General features: G+C 73.6%; 14 protein-coding genes. All 14 read left to right on the plus strand.

Annotation, left to right across the window (positions count from 1 at the left end; translation table 11 throughout):
• The first annotated feature begins 108 nt into the window (after positions 1-108).
• The 14 genes from LG274_RS10685 to LG274_RS10750 all read left to right on the plus strand — a co-directional run bounded on the left by LG274_RS10685 (position 109) and on the right by LG274_RS10750 (position 16822).
• Entirely contained in the window at positions 109-1257 is a 1149-nt protein-coding gene (locus tag LG274_RS10685) for a mannose-1-phosphate guanylyltransferase (protein WP_298714035.1), read from the plus strand.
• Between the two features lie 84 nt (positions 1258-1341).
• Positions 1342-2601 (plus strand): amidohydrolase, encoded by a 1260-nt coding sequence (locus LG274_RS10690; RefSeq protein WP_298714038.1) that lies wholly within the window; start codon positions 1342-1344, stop codon positions 2599-2601.
• Between the two features lie 181 nt (positions 2602-2782).
• Positions 2783-3925, plus strand: a complete 1143-nt coding sequence (locus LG274_RS10695) for a BMP family protein (RefSeq protein WP_298714041.1) — start codon at positions 2783-2785, stop codon at positions 3923-3925.
• Positions 3926-4046: 121 nt separating this feature from the next.
• Positions 4047-5627, plus strand: coding sequence for an ABC transporter ATP-binding protein (locus LG274_RS10700; RefSeq protein WP_298714044.1), 1581 nt, complete (start codon positions 4047-4049; stop codon positions 5625-5627).
• The gene (locus LG274_RS10705; protein WP_298714047.1) at positions 5624-7015 is read left to right on the plus strand and encodes an ABC transporter permease; all 1392 of its coding nucleotides are present in this window, start codon (positions 5624-5626) and stop codon (positions 7013-7015) included. Before LG274_RS10700 ends, LG274_RS10705 begins: the two co-directional genes overlap by 4 nt.
• Positions 7012-8316: an ABC transporter permease gene (locus tag LG274_RS10710; protein ID WP_298714050.1), complete on the plus strand. Its 1305-nt coding sequence runs from the start codon at positions 7012-7014 to the stop codon at positions 8314-8316. The genes LG274_RS10705 and LG274_RS10710 overlap by 4 nt, the downstream gene beginning before the upstream one ends.
• Positions 8317-8318: 2 nt before the next feature.
• A complete protein-coding gene (locus tag LG274_RS10715; RefSeq protein WP_298714053.1) occupies positions 8319-8747 on the plus strand; it encodes a cytidine deaminase in 429 nt (142 codons plus the stop codon).
• A gap of 21 nt (positions 8748-8768) precedes the next feature.
• Positions 8769-10109: a thymidine phosphorylase gene (locus tag LG274_RS10720; RefSeq protein WP_298714056.1), complete on the plus strand. Its 1341-nt coding sequence runs from the start codon at positions 8769-8771 to the stop codon at positions 10107-10109.
• Between the two features lie 8 nt (positions 10110-10117).
• Entirely contained in the window at positions 10118-10765 is a 648-nt protein-coding gene (locus tag LG274_RS10725; protein WP_248115417.1) for a DedA family protein, read from the plus strand.
• 26 nt (positions 10766-10791) lie between these two features.
• Entirely contained in the window at positions 10792-12012 is a 1221-nt protein-coding gene (locus tag LG274_RS10730; protein ID WP_298714059.1) for an adenosine deaminase, read from the plus strand.
• A 21-nt stretch (positions 12013-12033) separates the two neighbouring features.
• Entirely contained in the window at positions 12034-12879 is an 846-nt protein-coding gene (locus LG274_RS10735) for a MazG nucleotide pyrophosphohydrolase domain-containing protein (RefSeq protein ID WP_298714061.1), read from the plus strand.
• 101 nt (positions 12880-12980) lie between these two features.
• Complete coding sequence (gene eno / locus LG274_RS10740; protein ID WP_404464398.1) at positions 12981-14258, plus strand: phosphopyruvate hydratase; 1278 nt, start codon at positions 12981-12983, stop codon at positions 14256-14258.
• A 141-nt stretch (positions 14259-14399) separates the two neighbouring features.
• A complete protein-coding gene (locus LG274_RS10745) occupies positions 14400-15182 on the plus strand; it encodes a septum formation initiator family protein (RefSeq protein WP_298714067.1) in 783 nt (260 codons plus the stop codon).
• A gap of 47 nt (positions 15183-15229) precedes the next feature.
• Positions 15230-16822: a DUF501 domain-containing protein gene (locus tag LG274_RS10750; protein ID WP_298714069.1), complete on the plus strand. Its 1593-nt coding sequence runs from the start codon at positions 15230-15232 to the stop codon at positions 16820-16822.
• Positions 16823-16858 lie beyond the last annotated feature (36 nt).

Here is a 16858-nt window from a genome sequence, read left to right on the forward strand (position 1 = left end):
TCGGGCCCGCGGAGCCCGCCCCGGCGGCGCACCCCGCGGGCGCACCCGGCGCCGCCGCGCCCGCGGGGCCGATTGGTGCCCCCTGGGGCGGTTTCGTACCCTGAGCCGGTGAGCACCGACCGAAACCCCGCCGCCGCGCCCTCGGACGCCGAGGCCCCCGCCCTGGCCCGCTTCCACGCCGTGATCCCCGCGGGAGGCGTGGGCACCCGCCTGTGGCCCCTCTCGCGGGCAGCGGCGCCGAAGTTCCTCCACGACCTCACCGGCTCGGGCCAGACCCTGATCCGCGCCACGTGGGACCGCCTCGCGCCGCTGGCCGCCGGGATGATGGTGGTGACCGGAGAGGCGCACCAGGACGCCGTGTGCCACCAGCTCCCGGCCCTGCAGGACGGAGACCTGGTGCTCGAGCCCTCGCCCAAGGACTCCGCCGCCGCGATCGGGCTTGCCGCGGCCATCCTCTCCCTGCGCGATCCGGACACGATCATGGGCTCCTTCGCCGCGGACCAGGTGATCGGCCCCGTGGAGGTGTTCCAGGACGCCGTGCGCCAGGCCGTGGCCACCGCCGCCACGGGGCGGATCGTCACCATCGGCATCACCCCCTCGCACGCCGCCACCGGCTTCGGCTACATCCGCCAGGGGCGCGCGCTGAAGGTGCCCGGCGCCCCGGACGCGCACGACGTCGCGGCCTTCGTGGAGAAGCCGGACCAGAAGGTGGCGGAGCGCTACGTGAAGTCCGGCCGCTACCTGTGGAACGCGGGCATGTTCGTGGCCCCGGTCGGCCTCATGCTCGAGCACCTCGCGGCGAACGAGCCGGAGCTGCACGCGGGACTCATGGAGATCGCCCACGCGTGGGCGACGGACCGGCGTGACGAGGTCATGCAGCGGGTGTGGCCCACGCTCAAGAAGACCGCGATCGACTACGCGGTGGCCGAGCCTGCCGCCACGGCCGGTGACGTGGCCGTCATCCCCGGCACCTTCACGTGGGACGACGTGGGCGACTTCGCCGCGATCGCCCGCCTGAACCCGGTGAAGGACGCCTCCGGCATCACCGTCATCGGGGACACCCCCCGGGTGTACTCGGACGACGCGTCCGGCGTGGTGGTCACGGACACGAAGCGCGTGATCGCGCTCATCGGCATCGAGGACGTCGTGATCGTGGACACCGAGGACGCCCTCCTGGTGACCACCACGGCCCACGCGCAGGACGTGAAGAAGGCCGTGGAGTCGCTCAAGGCCACCGGCGCCGACGACGTCCTCTGACGGCGGGCCCTGACGCGGGGCCCGGGGACGCCGGCGGTCACCGGGCGGGGACGTCCGCCCGCGCTGCGGGTAGGGTCCTGCCCCATGAGCACCTCCGACTCCGTCCTCCGCGACGCCCGCGCGCCCGCGGCCGTGCCGTCCGTGGCCGCGGTCGTCCGTGACCTCGAGGACGTGGCGGTGGCCGTGCGCCGCGAGCTGCACCGCCACCCCGAGCTCTCCTTCGAGGAGTACCGCACCACGGACCTGATCATGGAGACGCTCGCGGACTACGGACTGAACCCCGTGCGCCTCGAGGGGACGGGCCTCTACGTGGACGTCGGCGAGGGGCCGATCGTGCTGGCGCTGCGCGCGGACATCGACGCGCTGCCGGTGGAGGAGGAGACGGGGCTGCCCTACGTCTCGGTCAAGGACGGGGTGGCCCACGCGTGCGGCCACGACGTGCACACCGCCGTCATGCTCGGCACGGCCCTGTCCCTCGCCCGCATCCTGCGCGGCTCCACGCCCGACCCGCGGCTGCGCGCCGCCGCCGAGCGGGTGCGGGGCCGGGTGCGCATCATCTTCCAGCCCGCCGAGGAGCGCCTGCCCGGCGGCTCGCTCTCCGTGATCCGCCAGGGCGTGCTCGAGGGCGTGCCGCGCATCCTCGCGGCCCACTGCGACCCTCACGTCGACGTCGGCACGATCGGCACGCGCATTGGCGCCATCACCTCGGCCGCGGACACCATCCGCATCACGCTCACCGGACGCGGCGGCCACACCTCCCGCCCGCACCTGACCGAGGACATGGTGTTCGCGCTCTCGCAGATCGCGATCAACGTGCCCGCCGTGCTCTCGCGCCGCATCGACGTGCGCTCCGCCGTCTCCGTGGTGTGGGGCCAGATCGCCGCCGGCAGCGCGCCGAACGCGATCGACAACACCGGCTACCTCGCGGGCACCATGCGCTGCCTCGACGCGGACGTGTGGGAGGAGGCGGGTGAGCTCCTCGACGAGGTGGTCACGCAGGTGGCCGCCCCCTACGGCGTGGACGTGGGCCTCGAGCACATCCGCGGCGTGCCGCCCGTGCACAACGCGGAGGCGGAGACGGCCCTGATCGAGCACGCGGCGCGCCGCGAGCTCGGCCCCCGTGCCATCCAGCTCACCCCGCAGTCCATGGGCGGCGAGGACTTCGCGTGGATGACGCAGACGGTGCCCGGCTCCATGCTGCGCCTGGGCACCCGCACCCCGGGCGGCATCACGTACGACCTGCACCGCGGCGACTACGTCCCGGATGAGCGGGCCATCGGCGTGGGCATGCGGGTCTTCGCGGCGGCCGCGCTCGAGGCGCTGACCGGGGGGGAGACCCTCTGACCTGGACCCCGCCCGAGGGTCCGGGGCACGGCGTGCGGACACGGAGAGAACATTGGGTAAACTCACGCGCATCGAGCACGCGGGCGCTCGCCGTGCCCCGCACCGGCCCGTCCGCCGCCGCCGTCGCAGGCCTCCCCGGAGGTCCGCTCTCATCGCATCGCGCCTTCCGAAAGAGGACCCCATGGGCATCGTCTCCGCCTCGTCCGACCGCCGCCGTCTCCTGATCCCCGCCGCCGTGCTCGGCTCCAGCCTCCTGCTGGCCGGCTGCGGCGCCCCGCCGGAGGAGTCCTCCTCCTCCGCCGCCGGCTCGACCGGTGCCTCCGCCGAGGCCGCCGCCGGCTCGGACAACAAGGACTACAAGGCCTGCATCGTCTCGGACGAGGGCGGCTTCGACGACCGCTCCTTCAACCAGTCCTCCTACGAGGGCCTCAAGGCTGCCGAGGACCAGTACGGCATCGAGATCGCCGAGGCCGAGTCCAACGACGCGAGCCAGTTCAGCCCCAACCTGACCTCCATGGTCAACCAGGACTGCGACGCCGTCTTCGGTGTGGGCTTCATGCTGGGCAAGGCCATCCTGCCCGTGGCCGAGCAGAACCCCGACGCGCACTTCTACGGCGTGGACGTGACCGACGGCGACTTCACGGACAACGTGCAGAAGCTGACCTACGACACGGCGCAGGCCGCCTTCCTGGCCGGCTACCTCGCGGCCGCCACCACCGAGACCGGCACCGTGGCCACCTACGGCGGCGTGGAGCTGCCCACCGTGACCATCTTCATGGACGGCTTCGCCCGCGGCGTGGAGCACTACAACGAGGCCAAGGGCGAGGACGTGAAGGTCCTCGGCTGGAACCCCGATGCCAAGACCGGTTCCTTCATCGGCAACTTCTCCAACCAGGACGCCGGCAAGACCAACACGGCCAACTTCATCAACGAGGGCGCGGACATCGTCATGCCGGTGGCCGGCCCCGTGGGCCTGGGCACCCTGGACGCCGTGACCGAGGCCAACGACGGCGGCAAGGACGTCAAGGTGATCTGGGTGGACTCGGACGGCTACGAGTCCACCGAGGACGGCGAGGTCATCCTCTCCTCCGTGGTGAAGAACATGGGCCAGTCCGTCACCGACGTGATCGGTCAGGACCTCAAGGGCGAGTTCTCCTCGGACCCGTACGTGGGCACCCTGGAGAACGGGGGCGTCGAGCTGGCCCCGTTCCACGACTTCGAGGAGTCCGTCCCCCAGGAGCTCAAGGACGAGCTGAAGGCGCTCCAGGAGCAGATCGTCTCGGGCGAGCTGAAGGTCGGCTCGGAGTACTCCCCGGCGTCCTGACCGGCAGCCGCACCGGCCGCGGGGCCGGCCCGGACCCGTTCCGGGCCGGCCCCGCGCCGTGCGGGGCCCGTCCCCGGGCACTGACCAGCACGAGTGAGACCAGAATGACGGAAGGCCACCGATGAGGCTCGAACTGCGCGGGATCACCAAGCGCTTCGGCACCTTCGCCGCGAACGAGGACGTGAACCTGACCGTGGAGTCGGCGCGGGTGCACACCCTCCTCGGTGAGAACGGCGCAGGCAAGTCCACCCTGATGAACGTCCTGTTCGGCCTCTACGAGCCGACCGAGGGCGAGATCCTCCTGGACGGGGAGCCCGTCCGCTTCTCAGGGCCCGGCGAGGCCATGCGCGCCGGCATCGGCATGGTGCACCAGCACTTCATGCTGGTGCCCGTGTTCACGGTGGCGGAGAACGTGGCGCTCGGCGACGAGCACACCCGCGCTCTTGGGGTGCTGGACCTCGAGTCCACGCGCCGCCGCATCCGCGAGATCTCCGCCCAGTACGGGTTCGACGTGGACCCGGACGCCGTGGTCGAGGACCTGCCCGTGGGCGTGCAGCAGCGCGTGGAGATCATCAAGGCCCTGGTCCGCGACGCCCGCATCCTCATCCTCGACGAGCCCACCGCGGTGCTCACCCCGCAGGAGACCGACGAGCTGCTGGGCATCATCCGCCAGCTGCGCGCGGACGGCACGGCGATCGTGTTCATCTCCCACAAGCTGCGCGAGGTCAAGGCCGTCTCGGACGACATCACGGTGCTGCGCCGCGGCCGCGTGGTCGGCACCGCAGACCCCACGGCCGAGGCCTCCGAGCTGGCCGCGCTCATGGTGGGCCGCGACGTCGTCCTCGAGCGCCAGAAGACCCCCGCCACCCTGGGCGAGGAGACCTTCCGGTTGCGGGACCTCTCCGTGGTCTCACCCACCGGCCAGGTGCTGCTGGACTCCGTGTCCTTCGGCATCCGCCAGGGCGAGGTGCTCGCCGTGGCGGGCGTGCAGGGCAACGGCCAGACGGAGCTCACCGAGGCCATCATGGGCCTGGTCAAGGCCACCGGCTCCGTCACCCTGGACGGCGCGGAGCTGATCGGCCGCTCCACCCGGAGGATCATCCGCTCGGGTGTCGGCTTCGTGCCGGAGGACCGCTCCACGGACGGCCTCGTCGGCTCGTTCTCCGTGGCCGAGAACATGGTCCTGAACCGCTACGACGTGGCCCCGGCCGGCAACGCCCTGCAGATGCGCCCCTCCGCGGTGCGCCGGTTCGCCGAGACCCGCGCGGCCCGGTTCGACGTCCGCACCCAGGGCGTGGACCTGCCCGTCTCCTCGCTCTCGGGCGGCAACCAGCAGAAGGTCGTCATGGCCCGCGAGCTCGTGGACGGGCTGCGCCTGTTCATCGCCTCCCAGCCGACGCGCGGCGTGGACGTGGGCTCGATCGAGTTCCTCCACGACCGGATCATCGCCGAGCGTGACTCGGGCACCCCGGTGCTCATCGTCTCCACCGAGCTGGACGAGGTCCTCGAGCTCGCCGACCGGATCGCCGTGATGTACCACGGCCGGATCGTGGGCATCGTGCCCGGGGACACCTCGCGCGAGACGCTCGGCCTCATGATGGCCGGCCAGACCCCCGACGCCGTCGCCCCGGTCGCCACCGCACCCGCGGGCGCATCTACCGCCGCCCCCGCCCGCCCCACCTCGGAAGGAGAGCGCCCGTGAGCACCGCCGCACCGCTCAAGCCCGCGGCCGCGCCCGGCGCCGGCCGGCCCGCCCCCGCGGAGTCCGACTCCGCCCTGCGCCGGATCCTCTCCGGCAACGGCACCGTCACCGTCCTGGCGATCCTGCTGTCCCTGCTGGTCTCCGGCCTGCTGATCATCGCCGTGGACGAGGACGTCCAGGAGGCCCTCGGCTACTTCCTCGCCCGCCCGGGCGACCTGCTCGGCGCCGCCTGGACCGCGTTCTCGGAGGCCTTCGCGGCCCTGTTCCGCGGCGCGATCTTCAACTACGAGGCCTCCACGCTCCGCGGCATGCTCTACCCGCTGACGGAGACGCTGACGGTGGCCACGCCGCTGATCATCATCTCCCTGGGCATCGCGATCGCCTTCCGCGCGGGCCTGTTCAACATCGGCGGCCAGGGCCAGTTCGTCTTCGGCGCCATGTTCGCCACGTGGTTCGGCGTCCACCTGCAGCTGCCCTTCGGCGTGCACCTGCTCCTGGTGCTGATCATGGGCGCGCTCGGCGGCCTCCTGTGGGGCACCGTGGTGGGCGTGCTCAAGGCGCTCACCGGCGCCCACGAGGTGATCCTCACGATCATGCTCAACTACGTGGCCGTGAACCTGCTGGCCTACCTGCTCAACACCCCGGTGCTGCGCGCCCCCGGCAGCACGAACCCGATCTCGGAGTCGCTGCCGGCCACGGCCATGTTCCCGCGGATGTTCGGCGACGGCTTCCGCCTGCACTGGGGCTTCGTGGTGGCGCTGCTGGCCACCGCCTTCGCGTGGTGGCTCATGCAGCGCTCCACCCTCGGCTTCCGCCTGCGCGCCGTGGGCGCCAACCCGGACGCCGCCCGCACCGCGGGCATCTCCGTCAAGGGCTCCTACGTGGCCGCCATGGCGATCTCCGGAGCCCTGGCCGGCCTGGCGGGCATGACGCACGTCTCCGGCACCGAGGGCAGCCTGAACGGCTCCGTGGCCGGATCCTTCGGCTTCGACGCGATCACCGTGGCGCTGCTGGGCCGGTCCAACCCGGTGGGCGTGCTCTTCGCCGGCCTGCTGTTCGGCGCTCTGCGCGCGGGCGGCGTGACCATGCAGTCCGAGACCGGCGTGCCGATCGACATCGTGCTCGTGGTCCAGTCGTTCATCGTGCTGCTGATCGCCGCCCCGCCGCTGGTGCGCACGATCTTCCGCCTGCCCGCCCCGGGTGCGGCCCGCGCCCGCCGCACCGCCGACCCCGTGACCCAGCCGGCCGCCGCCGGCGCCGCCGTCACCGGGGCCTCGGGTCAGGCCGCCGTCCCCGCCGAGTCGGTACAGGAGGCCGCCGCCGGCGCCTCCGCCGCGCCGACCCCCGCCGCCCAGCGTTCATCCGAGAAGGAGGGGCAGGACCGATGAGCACCGCCGTCACCGCCCATGAGACGCCGACCGTCCGCCCCGAGGCGGCCGAGCCGGAGCAGGTCGTGGTCCGCCACTGGACCGTCCCGATCGTCCTGAGCCTGTTCGCGCTGCTCTCCCTCGGGCTGTTCGCCGTGGGCGCGCCGTCCGAGACCGCCACCTTCCGCATCTCCGCGCCCGGGGACGCCGTCGCCCTGCCGGACCTCTCCGCAGACCCCGTGCTGTGGGGCTGGCTGCTCACCGGCCTGCTGATCGCGCTGGCGGCCCTGAGCTGGCTGACCATGCGTCGCACCGGCCGTGTGCCGGGGTGGGTCGCGGGGCTGTTCGCCCTGGCCTTCGTCGCCGCGTTCCTGATCTGGGTGATCGGCTCGGCGGACAACAGCACCGTGTTCCTCACCGGCCTCGTGGCGGGCTCCTTCGCGCTCGCCGTGCCGCTGATCTTCGGTTCGATGGCCGGCATCCTGGCCGAACGCTCCGGCGTGGTGAACATCGCGATCGAGGGCCAGCTGCTCTCCGGCGCGTTCACCGCCGCCGTGGTGGGCTCGCTCACCGGGTCCGTGTGGGCGGGCCTGGCCGCCGCCGTCGTCTCCGGCGTGCTGGTCTCCTGGCTGCTGGCCGTGTTCTCCATCAAGTACCTGGTGAACCAGGTGATCGTCGGCGTGGTGCTCAACGTGCTCGTGGCCGGCCTGACCAACTTCCTGTTCTCCACGGTGCTCACCGGCAGCGCCGGGATGAACCGGCCGCCGCACTTCGAGAACATCCGCATCCCCGTCCTCGCGGACATCCCCGTCCTGGGCCCGATCCTCTTCAACCAGACGATCCTGGGCTACGGGATGTACGCGATCGTCGTGGTGCTGTGGTTCGCCCTGTTCCGCACCCGCTGGGGGCTGCGCGTGCGCGCCGTGGGCGAGCACCCCAAGGCCGCGGACACCGTGGGCATCGACGTGAACCGCACCCGCTACCTCGCCGTCATGCTCGGCGGCGCGGTGGCCGGCATGGGCGGCGCGTTCTTCACCCTGGTGGCCTCGTCCTCGTTCTCGAAGGAGATGACGGCGGGCCAGGGCTTCATCGCCCTCGCCGCGGTGATCTTCGGCCGCTGGAACCCGATCGGCGCGTTCTTCGCGGCGCTGCTCTTCGGCTTCGCCACCAACATGCAGTACGTCCTGGCGATCCTGGGCACCCCGGTGCCCAGCCAGTTCATGGCGATGCTGCCGTACCTGGTCACGGTGTTCGCCGTCGCGGGCCTCGTGGGCCGCTCGCGCGGTCCCGCCGCGGCCGGCACGCCCTACGTGAAGGAGTGAGCGTGGACGTGGACTGGGCCGCCCTGCGCGCCGAGGCCCTCGCGGCCACCGCGCACGCCTACGTGCCGTACTCGGGCTTCCGGGTCGGGGCGGCGGCGCTCACCGCGGACGGCCGCGTGGTCCGCGGCTGCAACATCGAGAACGCGTCCTACGGGCTGACCCTGTGCGCCGAGTGCTCGCTCGTGGCGGACCTCCGCATGGGCGGGGGCGGGGCGCTCGTGGCGTTCGTGTGCGTCAACGGGGATGATGTGCTGACCATGCCGTGCGGCCGCTGCCGCCAGCTGCTGTGGGAGTTCCGGGCCCCCGGCATGGTCCTGCTGACCCCGTCGGGTCAGCGCACCATGGAACAGGTGCTCCCGGACGCCTTCGGCCCGGAGGACCTGGACCGCGCGGCCGACGCCGCGCCCGCCGCCGTCGCGGCCGACGCCTGACCGACCAGAGACGAGGACACCGTGAGCACCGAGAGCCAGAGCACCGCCGAGCCGTTCGACGCCATCGAGGTCATCCACGCCAAGCGGGACGGCCACGCGCTGACCCGCGAGCAGATCGACTGGGTGGTGGACGCCTACACGCGTGACGTCGTGGCGGACGAGCAGATGTCCGCCCTCACCATGGCGATCTTCCTCAACGGTATGGAGCGTCGGGAGATCGCAGAGTGGACCGCCGCCATGATCGCGTCGGGCGAGCGCATGGACTTCGCGGGGCTCACCACGCCGGAGGGTCGCCCCCTGGCCACCACGGACAAGCACTCCACGGGCGGCGTGGGGGACAAGATCACGCTGCCGCTGGCCCCGCTCGTGGCCTCCTACGGCGTGGCCGTCCCGCAGCTCTCCGGCCGCGGCCTCGGCCACACGGGCGGCACGCTGGACAAGCTCGAGTCCATCCGCGGCTGGCGTGCGGACCTCTCCAACCAGGAGATGATGCGGCAGCTGAGCGAGGTGGGCGCCGTCATCTGTGCCGCCGGCGCCGGTCTGGCGCCCGCGGACAAGCGCCTCTATGCCCTGCGCGACGTCACCGGCACGGTGGAGGCCATCCCGCTGATCGCCTCCTCCATCATGTCCAAGAAGATCGCCGAGGGCACCGGCACGCTCGTGCTCGACGTGAAGTGCGGCTCCGGCGCCTTCATGAAGAACGAGGAGGACGCTCGCGAGCTGGCCCGCACCATGGTGGACCTCGGCCGCGACGCCGGGGTGAACACCACCGCGCTGCTCACCGACATGTCCGTGCCGCTCGGCCTGACCGCGGGCAACGCCCTCGAGGTGCGTGAGTCGGTGGAGGTGCTCGCCGGCGGCGGCCCCGCCGACGTCGTGGAGCTGACCGTGGAGCTCGCCCGCGCGATGCTCGCCGGCGCGGGCGTCACCGGCGTGGACCCCGCGGAGAACCTCCGCAACGGCCGCGCGATGGACGTCTGGACCCGCATGATCGAGGCGCAGGGCGGAGACCCGCGCGCGCAGCTCCCGACGGCGGCGCACACGGAGGCCGTGACCGCGGAGACGGACGGCGTGCTCACCGAGCTCGACGCGATGGCTGTGGGCCTGGCGGCGTGGCGCCTCGGCGCGGGCCGCGAGCGTCAGGGCCAGCCGGTCCAGGCGGGCGCGGGCGTCGAGCTGCACGCCCGCCCGGGCGACCGCGTGGCGAAGGGCCAGACGCTCATGACCCTGCACACCGACACCCCGGAGCGCTTCGAGCGCGCGAAGGCGGCGCTCGCCGGCGGCTGGGCCGTGGCCGAGGCGGACGAGGCGGCGGCTGCCGCGCTGCGGGAGCGCTCGGTGATCCTGGACCGGATCGGCTGAGGACGTCCGTGCTGGCCTGGCTCGAGGACACCATCCGGGAGGCGGCGGCGCAGTGGTGGGTCCTCCCGCTCACCGCGGCGCTGTGCCTGCTGGACGGCGTCGTGCCGGTCTTCCCCTCCGAGTCCGTGATCGTGGCCCTCGCCTCGATCGTGCATGACGGCCATCCGTTCTCGCTCGGGGCCCTCTGGGCGGCCGGCTTCCTCGGGGCGTTCCTCGGGGACCTCGCCGCCTACCTGATCGGGCGCTCGGTCGGGGTGGAGCGCTGGCGCTGGATGCGCACCGCGCGGATCCAGGCGAGCGTGGCCGTCGCGCGTCATCACCTCACGGACCACGGGGCGCTCATGCTCTTCACCGCCCGGTTCATCCCGGGCGGCAGGGTGGCCGTGAACCTCACCGCGGGGGCGGTCCGGTACCCGTTCTGGCGGTTCGGCCTGTTGGACGTGTTCTCCACCATGGCGTGGTCCGCGTACTCCATCCTGATCGCGCGTCTGACGGCCGGCTGGCTGCACAACGCGGTGCTGCAGATCCTGCTCTCCGTGGCGGTCGCCGGGGCCGTGGGACTCCTGGTGGACCGGGCCGTGAAGGCCGTGCTGCGCCGCCGCCTCGCGCGGGATGCCGGGGGCCTCACCCCGCAGGAGCACGAGGCCCTGGGCTGACTCGCTCCCTGTCGTAGAGTGAGGCCGTGAACACCGCCACGCAGACCCCGGACTCCGCCGCCCCCTCGCCCCTGCAGATCGACCTGGCCGCGTTGCCCAAGGTCTGCCTGCACGACCACCTCGACGGCGGCCTGCGCGTGGCCACCGTGCTCGAGCTCGCCCGCGAGGCGGGCACGGACGTCCCGGCCGAGAACGAGGACGCCCTCGCCGCGTGGATCGCCTCCCACGCCAACGGGGAGTCCCTCGAGAAGTACCTCGAGGTGTTCGCCCTGACCACGTCCGTGATGCAGACCCGCGAGCAGCTGCGCCGCGTGGCCCGCGAGTTCGTGGAGGACCTCGTGGAGGACGGCGTGGTCTACGCGGAGATCCGCTGGGCCCCGGAGCAGCATCTGACCGCCGGCCTGAGCCTGGACGAGGCCGTCGAGGCCGTGCAGGCGGGCCTCGAGGAGGCCGTGGACGCCGCCGACGAGGCCGGCCACCTGATCCGCGTGGGCCAGCTCCTCACGGCCATGCGCCACGCCGACCGCGCCCAGGAGATCGCCGAGCTCGCCGTCCGCCACCGCGAGAAGGGCGTGGTGGGCTTCGACATCGCCGGCGCCGAGGCCGGCTTCCCGCCCTCCCGCTTCACCGAGACCTTCACCTGGCTCGCCGAGCAGCACCTGCCCGTCACGGTGCACGCCGGCGAGGGCGACGGACTGGCCTCCGTCCAGGACGCGCTCGTGCACGGCCGCGCCCTGCGCCTGGGCCACGGCGTGCGGATCGCCGACGACATCTCGGTGGAGTACGGCGCCGTGGACGAGGACGGCGAGCGCCTGCCCGAGGACACCGGGATCGTGGACCTCGGCCCCACGGCCGCGTGGGTGCGCGACCGCCAGATCGCCCTCGAGGTCTGCCCCTCCTCGAACCTGCAGACCGGGGCGGTCGCCGCCGCCGAGGGCATCGTGGGCCACCCGATCGACCTGCTCATGCAGCTCGGCTTCCGAGTCACCGTGAACACGGACAACCGCCTGGTCTCGGACGTCTCCCTCACGGACGAGCTGTACCTGCTGGCCGAGACCTTCGACTACTCCCTGGCCCAGCTGCTGGACCTGCAGCTCAACGCCGCCGAGGCCGCCTTCCTGCCTGTGGACGAGCGGGAGGACCTCGCCGAGATCCTCGTGGCCGGCTGGGGCGAGGCCATCTCCGGCGGCGCCTCCGACGCCGCGCTCGAGGAGCTCGCGTCGGACGACGACGCCGAGGACGCCTGATCCGCGCGGGCGGGGCCACCCATGAGTGAGGCGGTCGACCGTCTGGTCGGGGTGGTCGAGGCGCTGCGCGACCACTGCCCCTGGACGGCCGCGCTCACCCACGCCGACCTCACGGAGCACCTCGTGGAGGAGGCGTACGAGGCGGTCGCCGAGATCGAGTCCCGCGACGCCGAGTCCTGGGCGGACACGGCGGCGCGGCGCGCGGACGGCTCCTACGCGGCGCTGGCCGGGGAGATGGGCGACGTCCTCTTCCAGGTGGTCCTGCACGCGGCGGTCTCGCGTGCGCCGGGGGCGCCGACGGCGGCGGCCGGCTTCCGCCTCGACGACGCCGCGGACGCGCTCGCGGCCAAGATGATCCGCCGCAACCCCCTCGTGCTCACCCCCGAGGGCGGCCTGCGTTCGGCCGAGGAGCGGGCCGCCGTGACGCCCGAGGCCGTCGAGCTGGCGTGGGAGCGAGTCAAGGCCGCCGAGCGCGCCGCTGCCGCCCGCGCCGCCTCGAGCCTCCGCGACGACGGGGAGAGCGGTGCGGGCGCGAGCAGTGCCGGCGACGCCGCCGTCTCCTTCGGCGACATCCCCGACCGGCTCCCCGCGCTGGCTGCCGCCGCGATGATCGCCGACCGTGCCGCCAGGCAGCCCGAGGACCCGCTCCGGAGGCACGCGCCGCTCGCCCCGGCCGAGCACGCGGGCGCCGACGTCGCCGACGTCGCTGGCTGGGCGGACGAGGCCGAGCTCGGCCGCGAGCTGTTCGCCCTGGTGCGTCGTGCCCGCGCCGCCGGCCTGGACCCCGAGCGGGCCCTGCGCGCCCTCACCGTCCGCGTGCGCGCGGGGGAGTGGGACGCGCTCAGCGCCGCCCCCGACGCCGGCTGACCGAGCGCCCGTCACGCGGTCCGTGGCGCGGGGCACGCCGGTAGGCTGAGGACGTGCCCGCCGATGCGCACGCTTCGACTCGATTGAAGGAGACCCGTTCCATGGCCCTGATCGACGCCATCCACGCCCGCGAGATCCTCGACTCCCGCGGCAACCCCACCGTCGAGGTGGAGGTGCTGCTCACCGACGGCTCCCTCGGCCGCGCCGCCGTCCCCTCGGGCGCCTCGACGGGCGAGTTCGAGGCCGTCGAGCGCCGCGACGGGGACAAGGACCGCTACCTCGGCAAGGGCGTCCGGGACGCCGTCGCCGCCGTGGGCGAGCTCGCGGAGGAGCTCGAGGGCGAGTTCGCGGCGGACCAGCGCGCCGTGGACCGCCTCATGCTGGACATGGACGGCACGGAGAACAAGGGCAAGCTCGGCGCCAACGCGGTGCTCGGCGTCTCCATGGCCGTGGCCGTGGCCGCCGCGCAGTCCGCGGACCTGCCCCTCTACAAGTACCTGGGCGGCCCGAACGCCCACGTGCTGCCCGTGCCCATGATGAACATCCTCAACGGCGGCGCCCACGCGGACTCCAACGTGGACATCCAGGAGTTCATGATCGCCCCGATCGGTGCGCCCTCCTTCGCGGAGGCCCTGCGCTGGGGCGCCGAGGTCTACCACGAGCTCAAGAAGGTGCTCCAGGAGAAGGGACTGTCCACCGGCCTGGGCGACGAGGGCGGCTTCGCCCCCTCGCTGGAGTCCAACCGCGCCGCCCTGGACCTGATCGGCGAGGCCGTGGGCCGCGCCGGCTACACCCTCGGCACGGACATCGCCCTCGCGCTGGACGTGGCCTCCTCCGAGTTCTTCGAGAACGGCTCCTACACCTTCGAGGGCCAGCAGCGCTCCGCGGAGGACATGGCCGCCTACTACGGCGAGCTCGTGGACAACTACCCGATCGTCTCCATCGAGGACCCGCTCGACGAGGACGACTGGGAGGGCTGGAAGCACCTCACCGGGCAGCTCGGCGAGCGCGTGCAGCTCGTGGGAGACGACCTCTTCGTCACCAACGTGGAGCGCCTCCAGCGCGGCATCGACGAGCGCTCGGCCAACGCCCTGCTGGTGAAGGTGAACCAGATCGGCTCGCTCACCGAGACCTTCGACGCGATCGCCCTGGCTCAGCGCCACATGTTCCGCTGCATGATCTCGCACCGCTCGGGCGAGACCGAGGACACCTTCATCGCGGACCTCGCCGTGGCCACCAACGCCGGCCAGATCAAGACCGGCGCCCCGGCCCGCTCGGACCGCGTGGCCAAGTACAACCAGCTGCTGCGCATCGAGGAGGACCTGGGCGACGCCGCCGTGTACGCCGGCCGCTCCGCGTTCCCGCGCCACCAGGGCTGACCCGCTCCGCCCACCGAGACGGCCGCGCCCCCGCACCGGGGCGCGGCCGTCGCCGTCCCTCCTCCCAGGCGGGCCGACTACCCTGGAGGCGTCCCCGCGACCGCACCGCACCGGTCCCGCGATCCCCGAAGGAGTCCGCGCATGAGCCCTCGCCGCCCCCGCGTTCCCCGGGTGGACCCCGCGCTCGCGCCGCAGGATCCCGATGCCGCCGCACCCCGCGCGACGCCGGATCCGACCCCGGCCGCCGAGCCCACCCGGCAGGCCCGCCCCGAGCCCACCCGGCAGGCCCGCCCCGAGCCCACCCGGCAGGCCCGCCCCGAGCCCACCCGGCAGGCCCGCCCCGGGCCGGTCACGCTGCAGGTGGTGACCACCGGGCCCGCGGAGGAAGAGGAGGACGCCGAGGAGTCGGCGCCGTCCTCATCAGCCCCGGCCACGGCGGACGAGGCACCGCCGCGGGCACCGCGTCGCGCGGCGCAGGCCGGTGCGGTCAGCCAGGCCGCCCGTCGTCGTGCTCCGCTGCCCGAGCCGGTCCCCGCCCGCCAGATCACGGGCCGCTCCCTCCTCGTGGTGGCCGCGCTCCTCGTGGCCGCCGTGCTGCTGGCCCCCACCCTGCGCGTGTTCCTGAACCAGCAGCTGGAGATCTCCGCCACGCGAGCGGACATCGCCGAGCGCAAGGAGGAGCAGGCCCGGTACGAGGAGCGCATCCGCCGGTGGGACGACCCCGCCTACGTGGCGCAGCAGGCCCGGGACCGCCTGGACCTCGTGATGCCGGGAGAGACCCTCTACACCGTCTCCGGCCTGCCCGAGGAGGGCGCCGCGCCGGCGGAGGACGAGGGTCAGCCCGCTCCCACCGACGCCGTGAACGCCCGCCTGCCGTGGGCCGAGGGCCTGTGGGACTCGGTGGTCCGCTCCGCCACGGAGTGACCGTCCGCCGCCCGGCCCGCCCCCGCCATCCACTTTCGAAGGACGCCATGACCGACACCTCCCGCCCCGCCACCTCCGACGCCGCGTCCCGCGCCGTCACCGACGAGGACCGCGACACGCTCTCGCTGCAGCTCGGCCGCCCCGTGCGCGACGTGGTGGAGATCGGCGCGCGCTGCGTGTGCGGCAACCCGCTCGTGGCCACCACGGCCCCGAGGCTGTCCAACGGCATCCCGTTCCCCACCACCTTCTACCTGACGCACCCCGTGCTGACCGCGGCGGTCTCGCGCCTCGAGGCGGACGGGGAGATGGCACGCATGAACGAGAGGCTCGCCACGGACCCGGAGCTCGCCGCCGCGCACCGCGCCGCGCACGAGGCCTATCTCGCCGAGCGGGCCCGCGTGGGCGCCGACGCCGGCACGGGCGAGGTCCCGGAGATCGACGGGATCTCGGCCGGCGGCATGCCGGAGCGCGTGAAGTGCCTGCACGTGCTCGTGGGCCACGCGCTCGCGGGGGGACCCGGCGTGAACCGCCTGGGCGACGAGGCGCTCGCGCTCGTGGCCGAGTGGTGGACCCCGGACTCCTGCGCGTGCGAGGGCGCGTGGGACACCGACGCCGCCGTGCCCACCCGCGACCTCTCCCGCCACGTGAAGCACCTGGAGCGCGTGGCGGAGCTGGAGCGGATCACCGTGGCCGGCGTCGACTGCGGGACCAACTCGATCCGCCTGCTCATCTCCCGTCCCGCGGAGGGCGCGGACGGCGCCGCCGCCCCGCTCGCCGACGTCGTGCGCGAGATGCGCGTGGTGCGCCTGGGGGAGGGTGTGGACGCGACCGGTGCGTTCGCCGAGGCCGCCCTCGAGCGCACGTTCGCCGCGGTGGACGAGTACGCCCGCCTGGTCCAGCGCCACCACGCCGGCCGCGTGCGCTTCGTGGCCACCTCCGCCAGCCGCGACGTCTCCAACCGGGCCGGGTTCGTGGCCGGGGTGGCCGAGCGCCTGGGGGTGGAGCCCGAGGTGGTCTCGGGCGAGGAGGAGGCGCGGCTCTCCTTCTCCGGCGCGGTCTCCGCCGTGGACGTCGCGGGACTCGGCGCGGAGGACCTGATCCTCGTGGTGGACCTCGGCGGCGGCTCCACCGAGTTCGTGGTGGGCACCGCGGACGGCACGGTGGTGGGCGCTGTGAGCACGGACATGGGCTGCGTGCGCTTCACCGAGCGCTTCCTGCACTCGGACCCGCCATCGGCGGACGAGGTGGCGGCGGCGCGGGCCGCCGTCGGGGAGATCCTCGACGACGTCGCCGCCCGCCTGCCGCTCGAGCGCGTCGCCCGCGTGGTCGGCGTGGCGGGGACCGTGACCACCGTGACCGCGGAGGCCCTCGGCCTCGAGGAGCACGACGCCGAGCGGATCCACGGCACGCACCTCCCCGTGGAGCGCTTCCGCGCGGCCGCCGAGGCCCTGCTGGCGGCCTCGAGGTCCCAGCGTGCCGAGCGCGGCTTCCTGCATCCGGGACGAACGGACGTGATCGGCGCCGGCTCCCTCATCTGGGCCCAGCTGCTCGAGCGCGTCGCAGCGGTCTCCGGCGTGGCGGAGGCGTGGGCGAGCGAGCACGACATCCTCGACGGGATCGTGCTGTCCCTGCGCTCCTGAAGGGGCCCCGAGGGGCTGAGCCGGCGGCCGGGCTGG

The organism is Micrococcus antarcticus (assembly GCF_044872765.1).
Lineage (GTDB): Bacteria > Actinomycetota > Actinomycetes > Actinomycetales > Micrococcaceae > Micrococcus.